Annotated in this window: 17 protein-coding genes; 7 read left to right on the top strand and 10 right to left on the bottom strand. The window is 62.5% G+C overall.

Going from position 1 to position 19,342, the window contains the following annotated elements; translation table 11 throughout:
* Positions 1–56: 56 nt before the first annotated feature.
* From tssH to tssB, 7 genes are all read right to left on the bottom strand, one after another.
* Positions 57–2,597 (bottom strand): type VI secretion system ATPase TssH, encoded by a 2,541-nt coding sequence (tssH, locus tag AC1RME_RS09045; protein ID WP_096820217.1) that lies wholly within the window; start codon positions 2,595–2,597, stop codon positions 57–59.
* A 1-nt stretch (position 2,598) separates the two neighbouring features.
* Positions 2,599–3,624, bottom strand: coding sequence for a type VI secretion system baseplate subunit TssG (gene tssG / locus AC1RME_RS09040; RefSeq protein WP_096820216.1), 1,026 nt, complete (start codon positions 3,622–3,624; stop codon positions 2,599–2,601).
* Positions 3,588–5,381: a type VI secretion system baseplate subunit TssF gene (gene tssF / locus AC1RME_RS09035; protein ID WP_096820215.1), complete on the bottom strand. Its 1,794-nt coding sequence runs from the start codon at positions 5,379–5,381 to the stop codon at positions 3,588–3,590. The genes tssG and tssF overlap by 37 nt, the downstream gene beginning before the upstream one ends.
* Positions 5,365–5,808, bottom strand: a complete 444-nt coding sequence (gene tssE, locus AC1RME_RS09030) for a type VI secretion system baseplate subunit TssE (RefSeq protein WP_096820214.1) — start codon at positions 5,806–5,808, stop codon at positions 5,365–5,367. The genes tssF and tssE overlap by 17 nt, the downstream gene beginning before the upstream one ends.
* Positions 5,809–5,823: 15 nt before the next feature.
* Positions 5,824–6,321, bottom strand: a complete 498-nt coding sequence (locus AC1RME_RS09025) for an Hcp family type VI secretion system effector (protein ID WP_096820213.1) — start codon at positions 6,319–6,321, stop codon at positions 5,824–5,826.
* A gap of 77 nt (positions 6,322–6,398) precedes the next feature.
* Positions 6,399–7,883: a type VI secretion system contractile sheath large subunit gene (gene tssC / locus AC1RME_RS09020; protein WP_039767165.1), complete on the bottom strand. Its 1,485-nt coding sequence runs from the start codon at positions 7,881–7,883 to the stop codon at positions 6,399–6,401.
* 29 nt (positions 7,884–7,912) lie between these two features.
* Positions 7,913–8,455 (bottom strand): type VI secretion system contractile sheath small subunit, encoded by a 543-nt coding sequence (gene tssB / locus AC1RME_RS09015; protein ID WP_064117633.1) that lies wholly within the window; start codon positions 8,453–8,455, stop codon positions 7,913–7,915.
* Between the two features lie 228 nt (positions 8,456–8,683).
* On the opposite strand from tssB, the gene AC1RME_RS09010 reads away from it, so the two are divergent.
* Genes AC1RME_RS09010 through tssA form a run of 5 tightly spaced genes read left to right on the top strand, consistent with a single transcriptional unit; the run spans position 8,684 to position 16,190 of the window.
* Positions 8,684–9,130 carry a type VI secretion protein gene (locus AC1RME_RS09010; RefSeq protein ID WP_096820236.1) on the top strand — a complete coding sequence of 149 codons (447 nt, stop codon included), beginning with the start codon at positions 8,684–8,686 and terminating at the stop codon, positions 9,128–9,130.
* A gap of 48 nt (positions 9,131–9,178) precedes the next feature.
* Positions 9,179–10,510 carry a type VI secretion system baseplate subunit TssK gene (tssK, locus tag AC1RME_RS09005; RefSeq protein WP_096820212.1) on the top strand — a complete coding sequence of 444 codons (1,332 nt, stop codon included), beginning with the start codon at positions 9,179–9,181 and terminating at the stop codon, positions 10,508–10,510.
* Positions 10,511–10,528: 18 nt separating this feature from the next.
* On the top strand, positions 10,529–11,293 hold the full coding sequence (locus AC1RME_RS09000; protein ID WP_096820211.1) for a DotU/TssL family secretion system protein: 765 nt from the start codon (positions 10,529–10,531) through the stop codon (positions 11,291–11,293).
* Positions 11,290–15,111, top strand: coding sequence for a type VI secretion system protein (locus tag AC1RME_RS08995; protein ID WP_096820210.1), 3,822 nt, complete (start codon positions 11,290–11,292; stop codon positions 15,109–15,111). The genes AC1RME_RS09000 and AC1RME_RS08995 overlap by 4 nt, the downstream gene beginning before the upstream one ends.
* Entirely contained in the window at positions 15,108–16,190 is a 1,083-nt protein-coding gene (gene tssA / locus AC1RME_RS08990) for a type VI secretion system protein TssA (RefSeq protein ID WP_096820209.1), read from the top strand. The genes AC1RME_RS08995 and tssA overlap by 4 nt, the downstream gene beginning before the upstream one ends.
* Here tssA and AC1RME_RS08985 read toward each other — a convergent pair.
* The 3 genes from AC1RME_RS08985 to AC1RME_RS08975 all read right to left on the bottom strand — a co-directional run bounded on the left by AC1RME_RS08985 (position 16,187) and on the right by AC1RME_RS08975 (position 18,422).
* Complete coding sequence (locus AC1RME_RS08985; RefSeq protein WP_096820208.1) at positions 16,187–17,155, bottom strand: 2-hydroxyacid dehydrogenase; 969 nt, start codon at positions 17,153–17,155, stop codon at positions 16,187–16,189. The two genes, tssA and AC1RME_RS08985, sit on opposite strands and share 4 nt — an antisense overlap.
* 139 nt (positions 17,156–17,294) lie before the next feature.
* The gene (locus AC1RME_RS08980) at positions 17,295–17,819 is read right to left on the bottom strand and encodes a cysteine hydrolase family protein (RefSeq protein WP_096820207.1); all 525 of its coding nucleotides are present in this window, start codon (positions 17,817–17,819) and stop codon (positions 17,295–17,297) included.
* A 219-nt stretch (positions 17,820–18,038) separates the two neighbouring features.
* Positions 18,039–18,422, bottom strand: a complete 384-nt coding sequence (locus tag AC1RME_RS08975; protein WP_096820206.1) for a tautomerase family protein — start codon at positions 18,420–18,422, stop codon at positions 18,039–18,041.
* A gap of 272 nt (positions 18,423–18,694) precedes the next feature.
* Between AC1RME_RS08975 and AC1RME_RS08970 the strand changes: the two genes are divergently transcribed.
* Both AC1RME_RS08970 and AC1RME_RS08965 read left to right on the top strand, forming a co-directional pair.
* Positions 18,695–18,889, top strand: a complete 195-nt coding sequence (locus tag AC1RME_RS08970; RefSeq protein WP_096820205.1) for a hypothetical protein — start codon at positions 18,695–18,697, stop codon at positions 18,887–18,889.
* Positions 18,890–18,936: 47 nt separating this feature from the next.
* Positions 18,937–19,107, top strand: coding sequence for a hypothetical protein (locus tag AC1RME_RS08965; RefSeq protein ID WP_176504838.1), 171 nt, complete (start codon positions 18,937–18,939; stop codon positions 19,105–19,107).
* Positions 19,108–19,342 lie beyond the last annotated feature (235 nt).

Below are 19,342 nucleotides of genomic sequence, written 5' to 3'. Positions count from 1 at the left end.
ATAAGCAGCGAATGACGAATAGCTCGGCCCGTTTGATTCCTTGCAAATGAAGGGTGCTATTCCAGCACCCATTCCGCTAACTTCCCGGTCACCTGCGTCATCAACACGTTCTCGACATCACGCGCCCCGGCCGCGCTGCATTTGGCGAGTACTGCTTTGACGATTCCTGCATCAAACTCGAACTGTTTGCCGGTCGCCGCCTTGTAGCGCCCGCGCAGTTTTTCCAGCTTCGCCAACACAATTCCTTCCAGCGTCGCCTCATCCAGCGGCCGGTACGCAACCACCGTCATGCGTGCCAGAAATGCCGGGCGGAAGGCTTGCAAAAGGACTTTGTGCAGCGCCTCGTTGAAGGCTTCAGAGCCGATCTGTGACACGGGCGTATCGAGTAACAGTTCAGCGCCGACATTGCTGGTGGCGAGCATCACGGTGTTCTTGAAGTCCACCACCAGGCCGGTGCCGTCCTCCATCAAGCCCTTGTCGAAGACGTTGTAGAACGCTTCCAGCACATCCGGATGCGCCTTCTCGATTTCGTCCAGCAACACCACCGAATAGGGTTTGCGCCGTACTGCTTCCGTCAGTACGCCGCCACTGCCATAACCGACGTAACCCGGAGGGGCGCCCTTGAGCTGGCTGACGGTGTGGGCTTCCTGATATTCGGAGAGGTTGATGCTGATCAGATTGCGTTCGCCGCCGTACAAGGCATCGGCCAGCGCATACGCGGTTTCGGTTTTGCCAACGCCAGTGGGGCCGACCAGCAAGAACACACCGACCGGTTTTTGCGGATCGGTGAGCCCGGCGCGGTAGGCCTGCAAGCGCTGGGCGATGGTCGCGAGTGCCGTTTTCTGGCCCATCACGCGCAAGCCCATGCGCTGTCCGAGGGTGCGCACGGCATGGGCTTCGTCGGCAAGCATTTTGCCGACGGGGATGCCGGTCCAGCCTGCGATCACGGCAGCGACGGTTTTGCTGTCGACCTGTTCGGGCACCAGCGGGTCGTCCTGGCGAATCGCATCGAGGCCTGCCTCAAGCCGCAACAATTCGGCTGCCAGATGATCAATGCGACTGTCGGTGGCTTCGTCGGGCTTGTCGCTGTCGGCGCGTTCACTGAGGTCGAGCAATTCGCGACGGGTGTCGAGCAGTTCGCGAACGGCGACGCGCTCTTCGCTCCAGCGGGTTTCCAGTTCGCGGATCGCCTGGACGTTGGTCTTCGATTCACTTTCCAGCAAGGTGATGCGTTCGCGGTGATCGAGCCCTGTGGCTTGTTCGCGGCGCAGACGTTCGACTTCTTCTTTCAGGCTTTGCTGGCGATGGCGCAGGCTCTCCAGCGGTGGCGGCACGTCGTGCTGGCCGAGGGCGACCCGGGCGCACGCGGTGTCGAGGACGCTGATGGCTTTGTCCGGCAACTGACGGCCGGAGATGTAGCGGTGCGAGAGTTTCACCGCTTCATGGATCGCCGCATCCAGAACCTGCACGCCGTGGTGTTGTTCGAGTTTGGCGGCGACGCCACGTAGCATTTCCACGGCGGTGATTTCATCCGGTTCCTCGACCTGAACAAGCTGGAAGCGGCGGGCGAGGGCCGGGTCTTTCTCGAAGTATTTCTTGTATTCCATCCACGTCGTGGCGGCGAGAGTGCGCAATTCGCCTCGGGCCAACGCTGGTTTAAGCAGGTTGGCCGCATCGCTGCCGCCCTCGGCACCGCCAGCACCGATCAGTGTATGGGCTTCGTCGATGAACAGGATGATCGGCTTGTCGGCGCTACGAACGGCGTCGATCACACCTTTGAGCCGTTGTTCGAATTCACCTTTGACCCCGGCCCCGGCCTGCAACAGACCCAGGTCGAGCACCCGCAGGCTGACTTCCTGCAAGGAGGGCGGCACGTCCCCGGCAGCGATGCGCAGTGCCAGGCCTTCGACCACGGCGGTTTTGCCCACGCCCGGTGCGCCGACCAGAATCGGGTTGTTTTGCCGGCGCCGCAAAAGGATATCGATGCACTGACGTATCTCGCCGTCGCGACCAACGATGGGGTCGATGCGCCCGGCATGGGCGTCAGCGGTGAGGTCCTGGGTGTACTGATCGAGCACCGAGTCCTGCCGTGGCGCAGGGTTTCCAGAGGCGACAGAGCGCGGGCCTGCGTGCTCGCGGGAGTTCTCCGTCCACTCCAGCAGGTTCGCGCGCAGGGCTTCTTTTGGAATGCGTAGCAGTGACGATGCACTGTTGAGCAACAGACTGCGGCGCTCATCGCGATCGATCAATGCCAGCAACAGCAGCCCGGAACGAATGCTGTCGATCCCCAGCACACTGGCCTGCACCACCGCATCTTCCAGCAATCCCAGCGTGTGCGAAGACAGTGCCGGCGTGCGGGTACTGCCAGCCTTGAACAGGTCCAGCGCCTTGTTGATTTCAGCCGTCAGCGCATCCCGTTCCAGTCCGAAACGCGGCAGCAGAAAGGCAAAGTCTCCGCCCTCGATGTCGAGCAACTCCAGCAACAAATGCTCGATCTCGACAAAGTGATGCCCGCGTTGCAGGCATCGTTGCGCGGCGCGTTCGAGGGCGCGGCGGTTGTCCGGGTTGAGGCGTCCGATCAGGCTGGCCAGTTCCATTTCAGGTGATCTCCAGCTGACGAAGACGGGTTTCGATCCGTTGTACTGCAAGGCTGGCCTGACGCTGCAAACCGCCGTTCCAGCTCAACAACGCCGGGGTCTGGCGACCGAGTTTCATCGGCCCGGCGCCGCGTACCAGCATCACCAGTTTCACGTCCAGATCCGGGCCGAAATACAGCGCCGCCAGGCTCGCCAGTGCCGGGTGCGCTTCACCGTCCGGCAAAAAGCGCCCGGCCTGCGCCGAGGACAATGGGCCGAGCGTCAGGCGAATCCCGGCGTGTTCATCCCAGACCCGAGTACCGGCGACAGCGCTACGACCGAGTTGCAGATTGCGCCCGCCAGCCTTCATGACGCTGCGGCTGGCGGCCGGAATCTCACGCCACGCGCCCTCATAGGCGCTCAGCTCCACCGGCACGGCAAATTGCTCGCGGACAATAGCTGCGAACCCCGCCAACGACCGGCGGCCATCGGCGTACAACGCCGTGCAGGCCAGCACGGCGCAGTCGGGAATCGCCTGGCGCTCCTGCAACGACTTGGGCAGCAACCCGGTCAGCGCCCGCAATTGCGCCTGCACCGGCGAAGCGCCGGGCGTGGTAAAGCCGAGGGCGATCCGGTGTTTGCGCATCACCTTGTAGAGCAGGCTGAGCAACCGATGCTGGAACAGGTCGAGGAACTCGGCGGGCGCGTGATCCTTGGCCCGGGCCCGTTGTTGCAGCCATTCCTGATAGGCGTAAGGCAACGGGCCGTCGGGGCCGCCGAGGCCGAACATCGGTGTGTTCAGGGTCAGCGGCTCGCCCGGTTTTTCCTCAAGGCTTTCGATCTGGCTGGCGGCGAACACGGGCGTCAACGGCCCGCGTAATTTCAACGCTTCGGCCTGCGGCGACGTACCGGAACCCAGGGAGTCGGCCTGCGGCTGTTCGCGCTCCAGCAACAGCAACGCCTGCAACCATTCGAAGGCCTGCGGATCGCGGCGCAGTCGCTGACCGAGTGTCAGAGCGACAGGGGCGTGCCGGCTTGGGGTTGCCATGCCTTGACCTCCTTGTCCGCCTGCATGAGCACCGTGCGCACAAAGCGATTGGCCGTGGCGTACACCGAAAAGAATTGCGCGAGCACCGCCGAGAACAGCACCGCGCTGCTGCCGACGAAATGCTGCGGATCAAGCTGCAACTGCACTTCAAGTCCGTTGCGCCAGCCGCGCCAGGCATCGGCACCGACGTGGCCGATCACCCGTTCGCAAGCGAGGCTCAGCAAGCCTTCGATCTGGCGCAGGGCGCTGGCTTCATCGCGCAGGTTATGCAGATGAAGAATTTCCTTCAGTGCGTCCAGCGCCTGTGGCCCTTCGACCAGCGACAGGTGATTGAGGGTCAGTTGCGACACCAGCCGCCAGCGCGAATCGCCGTCCAGTCGCGGCAGACTCTGCGGGCTCGGAGGATTGCGCAGGCGTGCCCACGCTACCGGGCCCGGCCGTTCGAATCCCAGCGGCGTACCGGCCGGCAGACTCTGTGCCAGATGCCGGTTGGTGCACAGCAGTTCGGCCGTGAGGCTGTAGTCGGGCAGATCGGTTTGCGGTTCAAAACGGGTGTCGACGACGCTGACCAACAGATCGCTGCCGAGCCGGTTTGGCGACTGGCCACTGACTCGCCGCGCATGCCAGTAACGCTGTTGATCGCCGCCGCTGTGCTGGCTGCCGTAATAGGCGGGCAGGCGTTGCACGCCGGCACTGGAACTGGCGCGCACGCCTCGGATGCTGTGGATCTCGACGCTGTTTTCCCGGTGGCTGTCGGCGACCAGTCGGTACTCGCTGCGGGTGCCATCGGGGCGCAACGGCTCGGAGGTGCGTGGGAACAGATTGATCACCGGCGCACAGCCCAGTGCGATGTCGCTGGCCTGCAAGTGCAGTCGGCCGGCCGGCGCACGGTCGAAAACGATGTAGAGATAGAGCGTCTGGCTGTCGCTGGAAACGCCGGCAAGCGGCAGGTCGAAGAAGTGGAATTTTTCCGGGAAGGCAAAGTATTCCGCCAACAGACGCATGCCCGGGTGTACGCCGTCTTCGTCCGGCAGCAGCACTTCGTCGTCGGCAAACCCGACGATCTGCGGCAGTCCCTTCACCTTCGCCGGAATACTCCCTGGCGAGCCTGCAAGTACCTGCACCGCGTGGGCACCGAGCAAGTCATAGAGCCCGGCGTTGATCACGGGTGAGGCGGCCAAGTGAATGCGTAAACTGTCGATCTCCAGCTCGGACCATTGGCTTTCGCCCAGGCAACGCAGGCTCAGGCGCAAGGCCGAACGGGACTGCGCCACGCCGGTCAGCGCCTGGGCTTCGTCGCTGCCAAGCAGCAGCGCTTCAGTCACTTCGATCGGCCACAGCCGCACGGCGGCACTGGTGCGAAAGTGAATGCTTTCGCCCTTGCTGGTGGTGACGAACAGCGGTGTGTCCCGGGGCAGGGGATAGCCGCCGTCGAGTTTGCCTTTGCTCGGGTCCGGCTCGAACTGCACGATGGCGCAGGACGGCAGCGGGCGCACGGCCAAGGGATAGAGCTGCTCCAGCAACGCATCGCTGAACTCGGCGTAGTCGTCATCCAGACGCCGTTGCAGGCGCGCCGCGAGCAGGGCGAAGCCTTCGAGCAATCGCTCGACGTGCGGATCCGGGCATTCACCGGGCGACAGTTCCAGCCGCCGCGCGACTTTCGGATAGCGTTCGGCAAACTGGCTGCCGGCGTGGCGCAACCAGGTCAGTTCGCGTTGGTAATAGTCGAGCAGTTGCGGGTCAATCGAGTCGCTCATGGCGCACCTCCAGCCCTTCGTTGCCGGGCTCGATGACAAAGGCCACCGGCCAGTGCTGCGAGCCGCTGCGCAACTTGCCGAGCAGACGGATGCTCAATCGCTGTGGCTGATCGGGGAGGGGATTGACCTGAACCTCGCCCAGCAGCAGGCGCGGTTCGAAATGGGTGATGGCCTCGCGAATGTCCCGCGCCAGGCGACGGCGGTCATCGCTGCGCTGCTGTTGCAGGGCACTCCAGTCGGCGATGCCGTAGTCGATCACGCTGGGGGGCACCGTCAATGTGCGCGGGCCGCGGCGGGTGTTGAACAGGCGCCCGAGCTCGGTGTGCACCGAGTCGAGCAAATCCTGCCGATCGAACTCCGGCGGCTCGTCGGCCTCGCTCCAGGCGAGGCGTTCGAACAGCGGTGCGCGGATGCCGGTGCCAGCCATGGCGAGGGCGTCCGGTTACTTGCTGGCCTTGTTGGCCGCCAGGTCCCAGACCGTGCCGGCGGTGCCTTCCTTGGTGCCGTCGTCTTTTTGCGCAGTGAGTTCCCATTTGATCTTGGTGAAGTTCAGGGACAGGGTTTCCACCGGTTTGCCCCCGGTGCCGCCGCTGACGCTGACGTTGGAGATCACCACGTTGGTCAGGGTGTAGATGATGAACGGCATCAGTTGCCCGCTGCCTTCGGCGGCGTTGCGGCCGATGGTGATCTTGGCTTCCGGGATCGGTTTGCCGGCGCAGCAATATTCGTTGAGGGAGGGCGTCGAGCTGTCGACGAACTTGGTCAGGGTGAACTCGCCGATGTGTGGGCGGCCGGAGGTGCGCTCCGAGTTGCTGACGTCGTTGGTCACCTGCATCGCCACGTTGTGGCTGTAGGACATGACTTCGATCTTGTCCTTGTAGCCCTCGAGCAGGCTGTCGCCTTTGATGTCGCCGCCGAGGTCGAGAATGATTGCATCCATCGCTTGAAACTCCTGAAAGGTGTCGCGCTAGACAAACAGGGGAGCGCCCGCAGGAACATCCTGCGGGCGTATGCGGGTCAGGCGGCTACCGGAGGCGGCAGCGTGGCGACCAGGCGGATCGATGCCGTCAGTTCTTCCAGCTGGAAGTGCGGCCGCAGGAACACGGTCGCGCGATAGGCACCGGGTTTGCCGGCGACTTCGGTGACGTCCACCCGTGCTTCGCGCAGCGGGTACTGCGCCTTGATCTCCTGCGGCGCGTTGTCGTTGATCAGCACGTAGTCGGCGATCCAGTTGTTGAGGTAGGTCTGCACGTTGTCGCGGGTCATGAAACTGCCGACCTTGTCGCGCATGATCACCTTCAGGTAATGGGCGAAACGCGAGGCCGCGAGCACGTACGGCAACATCGCCGAGATTCGCGCGTTGGCGTTGGCCTCGTTGGTGTTGTAGACCTTGGACTTGTTGGTGGTCTGGCCACCGAAGAACACCGCAATGTCGCTGTTCTTCTTGTGGCACAGGGCGATGAAGCCGAGGTCGTTGAGCTCTTTTTCCCGGCGGTCGGTGATCGCCACTTCGGTCGGGCATTTGAGCGACAGGTCGCCGGAGCTGGTGCGGAAGGTGTGCGCCGGCAGGCCTTCGACCGCGCCGCCACCTTCAGCACCACGGATCGCCGCGCACCAGCCGTACTTGGCAAAGGCTTCGGTGATGCGTTGCGACAGCGCCCACGCGGCGTTGCCCCACAGGTATTTGCTGTGGTCGGTGCCGTTGGTGTCTTCGACGTAGTTGATGCCTTCCACCGGCGAAGTGTCCGGGCCGTAAGGCAGGCGCAGCAGGAAGTGCGGCAGCACCAACGAGACGTAGCGCGAGTCTTCGCTCTCACGGAACGAGCGCCACTTGATCAGCTCCTGGCTCTCGAACACTTTCGACAGATCACGCGGCACAGCCAGTTCGGTGAAGCTGTTCATGTCGAACAGACGCGGGCTGGCGGCAGCGATGAACGGGGCGTGGGCGGCGGCAGCGACGTTCGACAGTTTCTCCAACAGGCCGATGTCCTGCGGGTGGCGGCCGAAGGTGTAGTCACCGACCAAAAGGCTGAACGGGTGGCCACCGAAGGTGCCGTATTCCTCTTCGTAGATCTTCTTGAACAGGGCGCTCTGATCGAATTCGACGGCTTTTTCCAGGTCGTTCTGCAGCTCTTTCTGCGTCACGTTGAGCAGACGCAGTTTCAACCGGGTGCTGGTTTCGGTGTTCTGCACCAGCATGTGCAGGCCGCGCCAGGACGCTTCGAGTTTTTGCAGGTCCGGGTGATGCAGCACTTCGTTGAGCTGGGCGCTGATCAGCTCGTCGATCTGGCTGATACGGTCGTTGATCATCGCCACCGTGTCCTTGTCGATGGCCATGCCTTCGTCGAGTACCTGGGTGGCGAATTCCGCGAGCATGTCGCGGGCGTAGTCCTGCTGGCTGTCGTCATGGGCCATGCGGCCCTCGGCGATGATCCGGTCAAGCAGGGATAAAGTCTCGGCAGCAGCATTTTCGCTGGCTTGATTCTGGGCGGCGGCGGGCATGGCGAATTCTTCCTCGGTCAGGTGGACGATCAGGCTTGCGGTTCGGCCGGAGCCTCGGCATCAGCTGCCGGGGTAGCGGTGTCCGGGCGGGCCGATTTGATCTCTTGCAAGCCTTCGGTGTTGGCGATGACATCGCGCAACAGCTTGTCCAGATCATCGTTGCCGTCGAGTTTGGTCAGCAAATCGCGCAGGCGCTGACGGGCTTCGAACAGGCGGCGCAGCGGGGTGACTTGCTCCACCACCTTGACCGGGTCGAAATCGTCGATGTGTTTGAAGTTGAGTTCGATGTTCAGCTTGCTGTCGTCGCCGCTGAGGGTGTTGTTGACTTGCAGCGTGGCACGGGGGCCGATGGAGGCGAGCACTTCGTTGAAGTTGTCGCGGTCGATTTCGGTGAAACGTCGCTCAGTCAGTTTTGCCAATGGTTCGAGCGGTTTTCCCGAGAGGTCGGCCAGGATCCCGACGACCAGCGGCAATTCCTTTTTCTCGATGGCGTTGCCGATTTCGACGTCATAGGTGATTTGCACTCGAGGCGGGCGAACCCGGTCGAGCTTGTGCTGGGTACTTTCTGCCATGTCGGCGGACTCCGATGCGATGAGCGGGCGCAATGCATCGGGGAGGCCCGTTCATCGCTTTCCCTTGCTGGACCACAGGTTAGAAAGGGAGGCAGATGACCTGTCGTTCCTTTGACAAACCTTCCACATTCGGCTGTAGGAACCGAACTACCCAAGACGCTAGAACAGGTCTATAAAAATGCAAGCGAAAAACATTTTTGGACTGTCTCGCGAAAAGGAAAATTCATTTTGTCTGCACGACTTTTTCTAACACTCGGGTTTGCGCTGCTTGCGGGCTGTTCGTTCTTCGGGCCGAAAGTCGACCTCGACAGCCTGACCCTCGACGTCGCGCCCAAGGCCAATGACGACACACCGATCGCCGTGGATTTCATCGCGGTCAACGACCCGGATCTGCTCAAACAACTGTCGGGCATCAGCGCCCAGCAGTGGTTCGCCGGGCGCGAGCAGTACCAGCGCGACTATCGTCAGCTGATGAGCGTGTGGGGACTGGAGCTGGTGCCGGGGCAATTCATCGACCGCCAACCCTTCCCGTTGGGGGGCAAGCGGGCGGCTGGACTTTTAGTCTTCGCCAGCTATAACACACCCGGAGCGCACCGCTTGCGGCTGGACGATCAGAGCGATGCCTGGCTCAAGTTCGACAGCCGCGAGATGAGCCTGGTCAGCAAGGAAAACTGAAAAAAACACCGTCCGCCGCCGGTTCGCGGTGCAGTCGAAGGGAGTCGTATGAGTCTGCTACCTGACGCGGTCTGCTGGCATGAAGGCATGCAATTGCTGCCACAGCATTTTCAGTTGCAGGGCCTGCGGGCCGAGGCGCTCGGCGCGCATCTGGCCCAGGCGTGCAACCCGTGGTTCTTTGGTGTCGGCCACATGGAGTTCGACCCTTCGGCGATGAGTGCCGGGGTGGTGCGGGTGCTGTCGTTGCAAGGGACGATGCCGGACGGTTTGCCGGTCAATCTGCAGGCGGGAGTCGGGCCGTTGCTGGAGCTGGATGTCGGCCCGTCGATCAACGAAACCGACGATGCGACCGTCACCGTTTACCTGGCGATCAGTCCGCTGTGGCGCGCCGGTCAACTGTTGCCGCTCAAGGGGCGATTGCAGTCGGTGGTCGGCGAGGCACTGCCGGATCTCACCAGCGGCGAATTCCCCGAATCGATTACGGTGTGGCGACCCAACCCGCGTCTGTGCACGCAACTGAACAAGGCCGATTCGATCTGCCTGCCACTGCTGAAAATCCGCAAGGAGGGCGGCGGTTTTCTGCCGCTGCCCTACACACCACCGACGCCGATCCTGTTACCGGAGTCGCCGCTGGGTCGGCGCATTGCCGGGCTCTGCGCGCGAGCCCGGGAGAAATGCCTGTTCCTGGGCGGGCGTCTGCGTCAGGCACAACAGTCCGGCAATCAGGACGATGCGCTGGAGATTCGCCGCCAACTGACCGCGTTATGGACGCGACTGCCGGAAGTCGAAGGGTCGCTGAACAGCCGCATTGCCCATCCGCAGGGTTTGTACGTGCAGTTGCTGGGGCTGGCCGGCGCGTGGTCGGCGCTGGATCCGCTGGCGGGCGTGCCGTCGTTCGCGCCGCTGGACTTTTTCGAGTTGCAGCGCGGTTACGAGCCGCTGCTGGACTGGCTGGAAACCACCCTGGAGCTGATCCGCGCCGGTTACCGCAGCATCGCTTTCGAACGCAGCGAACACAGTTTTTCCATTCAGTTGCCGGACGAGCAGCCCAGTCAGCGGCTGGTCATCGGCCTGCGCATGCCCAACGGTGCCAGCGAGCAGGCGGCCGGCGAGTGGCTGCGCGGTGCGATCATCGCCTCGGCGCCACACATCGCCTTGCTCAGCCGCCAGCGCATGAGCGGCCTGATGCATCAGGCGATGAGCCGCAGTGAGCAAGTGGCCTACAGCGTCGGCGACGACACCCGACTGTTTGTGGTGACGGCCGAAGGCAACTGGTTCGACGCGCAATTGCCGCTGATGATCGCCGCGCCGGCCACCCGGCTGACCAGCAGTCCGTGGCAAGTGGTGCTGTTTGTCGCCCAGAACAGTGAAAGTGCCTGATCACACAAGGAACGCCGTATGTCGCAAGGAAGTGCCGCAAGCCTTGGGTTGCAGGACGCACCGTTGAGCAGCGCGTTCCGTCAGACGTGGCAGCAATGGCAACTGGACTGGACTCAATTGCCCAAGGACATCGAGGACGATGCGGCGCTGGTCGAAACCGTGGTCGAGCTGTCCACCCAGGCTTCACAGCGCTTGTGGCGTACGGCGTTTTCGCGGGTCGGCGACTCGGCGACCGAACAGGTCAAGGCGCTGGTGTACGCCTTCGTTGCGCTGGTCGATGAAACCCTGCTGTTCAGCCCATGGCCGGGCCAGGGCGCCTGGCAAGACAAACCGCTGGAGTCGCGCCTGTATTCCAGCCGTCAGGCGGGTGAGCAAGTGCCGGCGGCGATTCAAACCCTTCTCGATGAACAACAACCCACCACCCGTGACCTCGCCAACGTCTACCTGCAATGTCTGATCCTCGGTTTCCATGGGCGTCTGCGTGGCGAGCACAGTCAGGCGCAATTGGAAAAGTGGCGGCTGGCGCTGTTCACCTTTGCCTGGCAGGACGAGGCCAGTTACGACGATGTCAGCGAACGACTGGTCCAGCCGTCGCTGGTCGCACCCCTGCAACTGCCGGTGCGCACGGCGTTGCCGGACGGTTTTCGTCTGGCGTTGGGCATTCTGGCGATGGTGCTGTTGCTGACCGGGGTCGGCCAGTTCTTGTGGAGCGACATTCGTTCCGAACTGGAACCGGTGCTGCAAACCACCGACTCGATGGCGGCGCCGGAGCAAGACTCATGAGTACCTTGTCGATCGTCGCGTGGGTGGTCGCGGTGCTGTTGCTGCTGGTGATCGTCGGTGTGGCGGTGTGGTGGCTGCGCACTCGAAGCGGCGCGGCGATCCGCAGCTTCTATCTTGCGGTGCGGCACATGGAGCAAGAGCAGGGCACTCACGATCGCTATCAGTTGCCATGGTTGCTGATGCTCGGTGATGAGGTCCAGGGCACGCAACTGGTGACTGAGTGGCGCCTGCAACCCACCGACAAACCGGCCTGGTTCGGCCGTTGGTGGTCGGACCCGGAAGGTGCGGTGCTGGTGGTGCCCCAAGGCTTGTTTCTGCCGGAAGACGGCATGCATCTGCAGCGTGGCGGCTGGTGGCGACTGCTCGGGCTGATCCTGCGCCTGCGCAGCAAGCGTCCGCTCGACGGGGTGATTTGGACCGTGTCGGTCAGTCGCCTGGGCAATCTGGAACAGGCGACGCAGTTGGGGCTTGCGGCGCGCCGACGCTTCATCGATCTGCTGCAGCGCTTTGGCCTGAGTGTACCGGTGTACGTGATCGTCACCGGGCTTGAGGAACTGCCGGGGTTTCAGGACCTGATCAGTGCGCTGCCTGATGAGGCACGCGAACGCACCCTGGGCTGGTCATCGCCGTTTGCGCGGGATGCGGTGTGGCAGGGGCAGTGGAGTGATCAGGCGCTGGATCGCCTGCACCGCGCCGTCGCCGAAGCAGTGATTGAACTCGGCACCTTGTCCGGGCATTTGAGTGCTGACCTGTATGCCTTGCCGGAGCGTCTCGAAACGCTGCGACGGGGTCTGCAAAACGTGCTTGAGCCGGTGTTTCAGGGCAACGCGCAGGGCGAGGCACCGTGTTTTCGCGGTGTGTATTTCAGCGCCAATCAACCCTGCGAGGATGCGCTCGACGGGTTCAGCGCCGATGACAGCGGCTTGCAGCGCAGTGTGTTCATGCGTCAGTTGTGGCGCCAGCGCCTGGTCGGTGAGCGTGGTCTGGCGCTGGGAGTGCCGCGCCTGTTGCGCCTGCGTCAGCGTTGGCAACGGCTGACGGCCGGCGTGGCGCTGGTGGTCGGCGTCGTCTGGGCACTGGCGATGTTCTGGGTGTGGAACCAGTCGGTCAAGGATGCCCACGAACTGGCGCGGCTGATGCAAGGCGCGCACAAGAGCTACGTCACGGTCACCGACGAGGCGCACCGCGTCGAGCCGACCCGGCGCAACGTGCAGAGCTTCTGGCGGGTACTGGAAAAAGCGCCGCACTGGCACTACGTGTCGCTGGCGTTTCCGTCTTCGTGGATTTCCTCTGTGGACGTGAAGATCGAACGGGCGGTGTTCCAGGCTGCCCAGCGTCATATGGTTCAGCCGCTGCATGCGTTGCTGGTGGCGGAGCTGGCGAAGATCAAAGCGATCCGCGTGGCGGATCGGCGCAACAGCGTCGAAAGCGAAGACCCGGCCCAGTGGCAGAACTACCAGAAGGCCACGGACCTGGTGGACCGGGCGCTGCGCCTGGAGCAGCAGAACCAGTTGTTCGCTGAGGTACAGAACAATCAGCGGGCACCGCTGGACGATCTGGTGCAACTGAGCAACAACGCGCTGTCGCTCAACCTCAACGCGGCGACGGTGCCCCACGCCGCTTATTACAACCGGCTGTTGGCGGCAGGGGACAATGGTGATTTGCAGGCGCTGGATCTGAGTGTCGAGCGGCCGCTGATCGTCAGCAACTTCAACGGGCTGATGGAGCGCTGGCTCGATCAGTATTTTCTGGCCGACAACTTTGTCAGCAAGGCCGGCTACCTCAAGCTGCACCTGGAACAGCTTGAGGCCGGGAGTGGCAACAGCCTCAGCGAGCTGGAAGACCTGCGCGCGCTGATCGACGACCTGCAAGCGGCGATCGCCCTGACCAATTCGACCTGGAGCCGCGGCAAGGGTCAGGAACTGGTGCCGGGCTACCGCGAATTTCTCGACAAGGTGCGCAAGAGCACGTTGCTCGGGCCTGCGGTGGAGCAACAACTCGACGCCCAGGCGGGCAAGTTGCAGCAGAGTTTCCGCGATCAGTGGATCGCTCAGGTCGGTTCGCGCGGCAACTTGCTGGTGCAGCAGGGCAGCGGGCAACTGGCGTTGCAGGATCAGGTGGTGAAGCTCAATAACGCGGTGCAGGCGCTGTTCAAGCGCGACTTCGTGTCCATCGCCATGCGCGCCACCGAAGACAACGTCAACCTGCAAGGCCAGACCGTCGATGGCGACGATCTCAACACCTCGCTCAACTATTTCGCCAGCTACAAGAGTTATGTCGCCGAAGAACTGCCGCGCATTCCCCCGGCTTATCGCGGTGCGCTGCTGCAAGCGGCTGAAGGCGCGGCGGCGCAGGCCATGTGGCTGAGCCTGAAAGATCACAACGACCAGACTCATCCCTATGCGGTGTTCAATGTGCAGGCTGAGCAGGCCATGGCTTTGCAGAAGGCGTTTGTCGAAGTCCATCGCAGCGATCTGGCGGCACGTCTGCAAGGTGCGTTGAACCGTCGGGCCATGGCGCAGATCGTCAACGGTCTGGATGAAATCACCGCACAACCGCTGTTCGGCGGACGGACTGAAATCAGCCAGTGGGACGGCTCGAAAAACCTCGGCTTGCAGCTGTACGGCGCCAGCGATGTGCAGGACTTGAAGCTGAGCCTCAAGCAGCAATTCAACACCATGCTCGGCATCACCGAGCGGCGCACGTCGGCATTGCAATGGCTGATGACCCAGCAGAGCAATCTGTCGGCGCTGGATTACGAACGGGTGACCCAGTTCAGCGCGCTCAACGACGAACTGCTCAAGTACAAGGATTCGAACCCGGCCAGTTCGCCGGCACAGATCGAGCAATTGGTCAGCCGCGATTTCATCGAGATGGACACCGGCTCCTGCGTACAGGTGTTACAAACCGCCAATCTGGCGGGCGGGCGCGGCACTCTGGCAATGCGTGCGGTGGAATTGCAACAGTCGGCCATGCAGCGTTGCCAGTACCTGCAACAGCAACAGGCAGCAGCGGCGTGGAATGAACTGGCCAACTATTTCAATCAGTACCTGGCCGATCGCTTCCCGTTTGCCAACGGTTTGCAGGCGCAGGATGCCGACCCGGCGCGGGTGCAGCATTTTCTGGAAATCATCGACAAACGCTTGCCGGTCGCCCAGGCCGGGTTGGTGCTGAGTCAGACCCCGGAACGACTGGCGGCGGAAGATTTTCTCAACCGTTTGAAGCAGGCGAGCCTGTGGCTGACCCCGCTGTTCGTACGCGACAAGAGCGGCATTCTCGGTGTCGAGATGGACGTTCGCTGGCGCACCGACCGCGACGATGAGCGCGGTGCCGATCAGGTGATCGCCGGAGGCTTGCTGGCGGGCAGTCAGCAGATCAGCTATCCCACTGCCGAGCAGACGAACCTGCGCTGGATGGTCGGCCAGCCGATCCGCCTGACCCTGCGCTGGGCGCGCAACGGTCGCGAGCGCCCGGTCAACGATCCGCTGCAACCGAACCTGGTGGTGCGGGACATGGAGGCGGGCTGGGAGTACGGCGGGCCATGGTCGTTGCTGCGGCTGATGCGCGCGCACTTCTCGGTGCAGCGTCAGCCGAGCATGGATTACACGGACTTTCCGCTGACCCTGCGCCTGCCGGTCACCGCGTTCAACGACAGTGTCACCACGGAGTTCACCCGGATGTTCGTGCGCCTGTCGTTGATGAGCCAGGGTTCGAAACTGCCGTTGTCGATTCCACCGTTGCCGACCCGTGCGCCGCGTTCGCCGTTTCAGGCGACCGGCACCACCGCCGCCATTGAATCTCGCGAGGAGGGCCTGTGAGCCTGCTATCTGCAACCATGCCGGACCTGATCGATCAGTTGCTCGCACCGATCAGCGCCGACGCGCCGTGTGGTGCGGATCTGCGTTACGAACGCGAGTTCGATCAATTGCGCGACCTGCGTCGCGAGGACGATGCGAGCCTGCCGACCGGGGTCTGGCAATCGACGCTGAAACAGGCGAACTGGCCGGAAGTGGAAAAACTCACCACGACGTTGCTGATCGAGCGCAGCAAGGACCTGATGCTCAGCGCCTGGCTCGGCGAGGCCTGGCTGCACCTTCAAGGGCTGGACGGATTGCCCGGCAGCCTGGCGCTGATCGCCGGATTGTGTGAGCGCTATCCCGAACAGTTGCACCCGCAGGCCGAGGAGGGTGATCAGTCGTGGCGGGTGATTCCGCTGGAGTGGCTGGTGCGTCGGTACAGTGAGGTGCTGCTGACCCGGGTGCCGCTGTTCGGTTCGCACAACAGCGATTTCGAGGCATACAACCTGGAAACCTGGCGCCGCTTGCAGGTGCAGCAGGTGCAGGTCAACGACAGCAAGAATGCCAAGGCCTCGGCGGAAACCGCACGCAATGAACAGAAGAAACTCGGCGATCAGGTGCGCGCCACGCCATTGGCATTCTGGCTGCGCCAACAGGGCAACCTGCTGCTGAGCCAGCAACACCTGCAGCGTCTGAACGCCTGGAGCGATATGTATCTGGGCGATCAGGGGCCGGGGTTGCAGCCCTTGCAGGAGATCATTCAAGCGCTGCTGAAACTGGTTCAGGAGTTCATCGCCATGCACCCACAAAAACCGGCGCCGGTTGCCCCTGTCGAAGCCCCCGTGGTGGAGGCGCAGCCGGTCGATGAAGCGCCCGTGGCGGCGCAGGTCTTTCGTGAGCCGGCGAACCGCGAAGAAGCCTATCGGCAATTGCTGCTGATCGCCGAATACCTGGCCCGCACCGAACCTCACAGCCCCGTGCCATACCTGATCCGGCGCGGGGTGGAGTGGGGCAACAAGCCGTTGAGCGAACTGCTCGGCGAGTTGATCTCGGCCGACGCCGAATCGCGGCGGCTGTGGACCTTGCTCGGCGTGCTTTAGTGCACGCGCTGGTTGTTCTGCTTCGGCGGCAGTGTCAGCGGTGTCAGTACCGGTTCCCCGGCAAAGAACGCCACCAGGTTTTTCCCCACCAGCTCCACGGTGCCCTGGGTGGCTTCCGGTGACAGCCCGGCGACGTGCGGGGTGAGAATCACGTTGCTCAGGGTTTTCAGTGCGTCCGGCACCCGGGGCTCGTGGTCGAACACATCCAGTGCGGCGCCGGCGATTCGCCGTTGCTCAAGTGCCGTGATCAGGTCCGCCGTGTTGATCACGCTGGCGCGGGCGATGTTGACGATAAAGCCTTTGGGCCCCAGTGCGTCCAGCACGGGACGGGTCACCAGATGCTGGCTGCCGATGCCGCCGGGCGTCGCCACCACCAGAAAGTCCGAGGCTCGCGCCAGTTCGGTGGGGGTCGAGCAGAAGGCGTAGGGCACATCGCTGCGCACCTGGCGGTTGTGGTAGCTGATCTCCATGTCGAAGCCCAGATTCGCCCGTTTGGCGATGGCCATTCCCACCGCGCCGAGGCCGAGAATCCCGAGCCGCTTGCCCGCCAGGGACGGGCGCATGATCTTCGGCCATTCGCCACGGCGCACGGCCGCGTCACAGCGCGGAATGTCGCGCACCAGCGACAGCAGCAACGCCATGGCATGGTCGGCCACCGACGAGGCGTTGACGCCGGCGCCGTTGGTGACGGTCAGGCCCCGGTTGCTGGCGGCTTGCAGGTCCACCTGTTCGTAGCCGGCGCCGATCACGCAGATGATTTTCAGCGCGGGCAGTGCGGCGATTTCTTCGGCGTACAACCCCAGCGGGCCACGGGTCAGCACCGCGTCGATGCGTGCGCCGTGGGTGGCAATGGCCTGGGCGCGTTCGGCGGGCGTCGGGGCGAGGATCAGGTGAAAGCCCTGTCGTTCAAGAATGGGCAGGTAGTCATTGATGGTTTCAACCAGTACCAGAACGGTGGCGGGCATTGCTCGGCTCCTGTGATCGTCGGCGTGTCGGTCGCGAAAGTCGTGTCAGAGTGCTGATTCCAGAGCGGTTTGGCAATGGCCGGCACTGCCCCGCACCAGCCAGTGTAGGAGCTGATACGGGGAGCGCGCGGGCGCTTCGTCAGAAGGCAACGTCGGCAGTGTTGATCAACCGCGCGAACGCCGCGCCGAGGGTTGCGTTGTGGTGCTCGATGATCGCTTGGGCCGGTAGTGCGGGTGTGTCCATGCAAGTGTGGGCATCGGCTACCAGCAATGGTTTGAAGCCCAGATCGGCAGCGGCGCGGCAGGTGCTGTCGATGCAGAACTGGGTTTTCATGCCGACGATGTACAGATCTTCGATTTTCGCGGCGTTGAGTTGTTGAGCCAGATCTGTGCCGTGGAAGGCATTGGGGCGGGATTTGTCGATGAAGGTGGCGTTTTCAGCGGCCAGCTCAAGTGCTGGCAATAACTGCCAGAACGCGCTGCCGGCGGCAATCGGCGAGCCAACCGGGCCGGTGTGGCGCACGGCAAGGATCGGCACTTGCTGTTGGCGTGCCTGGGCGATCAAGTGCTGGATGTTGGCGAGCATACGTTCGCCGTCGTGGGGCTTTTCCTGACCCTGGAACAGGCCGACCTGCATATCGATGATCAACAGTGCTGCGGGCATGGTGTTTCTCCTTCGGTACCAAACGTGCCGCACGGACGGGAGAAACAACAAGGCCCCGTCCATTGCTGGCGGGGCCTTGGGTTTGCTGCGCTGGATTTACCTCAGGCGCAAACACCACGACCCGCCGGTGGCGGTCGTGGTGGTGCGGGTGAGGTGCAACGCGCAAAGGTTCATGGGGCCGATCATGCTGGCGGCGTCAACGGGCTGTCAACAGATGCATCAACTGGCGTACTGGGCGATGCCGTTGCCGAATGACCAGTTTTCTTTCTTCACTTCCACCAGATTGATGAACACATCCTCCAGACGGATCGACAGGTGCGTGTTCAGGTTCTGGGCGATGGTCTGGTACAGCGCTTTTTTCTGCTCCAGCGTCCGGCCCTCATTGAGGGTGATCTGGATGATCACCAGTTGGTCGCTGCGCTGGATCCCCAGGTATTGCGTATCGAAGATGAAATGCTCGCCGTCGTGCTCGGCCAGGATCTGGAAGTTGTCGTGCTCCGGGACATTGATCGTGCTGCGCATCGCGGCGTAGATCTGCTCGCCGACGCGTTTGGCGAAGGTCGGGTCGGGACGTTTCTTGAGTTCGACACGGACGAGGGGCATGAAAAGGCTCCTTGGGGCAGGGGACTGGAAGCGGCTGTCAGTCGGTTCGCCATTGGGTATAGCCGAAAAATGCCAGTCGGTGAGGCTGTTTAAAGCCGTTCGACGATGTCAGTGCCGTCCTGCAAAAGTTACGGAAGCTGCCTACGGATGCTGGTGGATTTATCCGCTATCTGACGGGGTGAGAAATGCGAAATCATTCAGGCAAGACGGGATGCGCTCTTCAGGATGGGGCAGCAACCTGAACGGTGATTGCCATTAGCCAAGGAAGGCCAATGCTTCAGAACAACCGCGAAGAGCTGGAACTCGAAAGGTTACTGCATGAATCACGAAAACTCGTTGCTGAAAGGCAAAAGCTTTTGGCGGAGGTTAAAAAGCTGAACAGTGAAATATACCTGTATCCAATCGCAGTATTGGGTGGTGTGGTGACCGCAATCACTGCAGTAGCAAGTGTTTACTTCAAGTTTTGAGTATTCGCTACTCATAAAAAACAGACCCTTGACCCGAAGGAGCCAACATGAACACATTTGACCGCCAGGCCATCATTGAACAAGCAGATCGAGAGTACGATGAGTGGGTCGAAAAAATGCGAATCAAAGACAAAGAGGGCAGGTACCCGGTCTGGAGCATGCTGGGTTTCGGTCTCTTCTGCATGTCACTTGGCTTCATAGTGGGCCGATCGATTTGACCAGGTTTTTCTGATCACATTCGGCACCGGGACGCGTCATAAAACGACATCAAGCGTACCTGTTGCCGACAGCAATATTCCAAGAAACGACATCGCTCCAATCTGCTCCGCACAACCATTCCTCAGCTAAGTCTTTGCTTCCGCTCATTTATCGCGGAGAATCGCGCCCCTGTTTCGGCCGGAGCATGTCTGTCGGTTTTTTCCGACGCGTCCTGACCGAGTGGCAAGTGACCGG

The sequence above is a fragment of the Pseudomonas sp. GW822-FHT03F08 genome (assembly GCF_058801265.1).
Note: the sequence above shows the minus strand (reverse complement) of the source record. Positions and strands in the feature narration are given on the sequence as shown.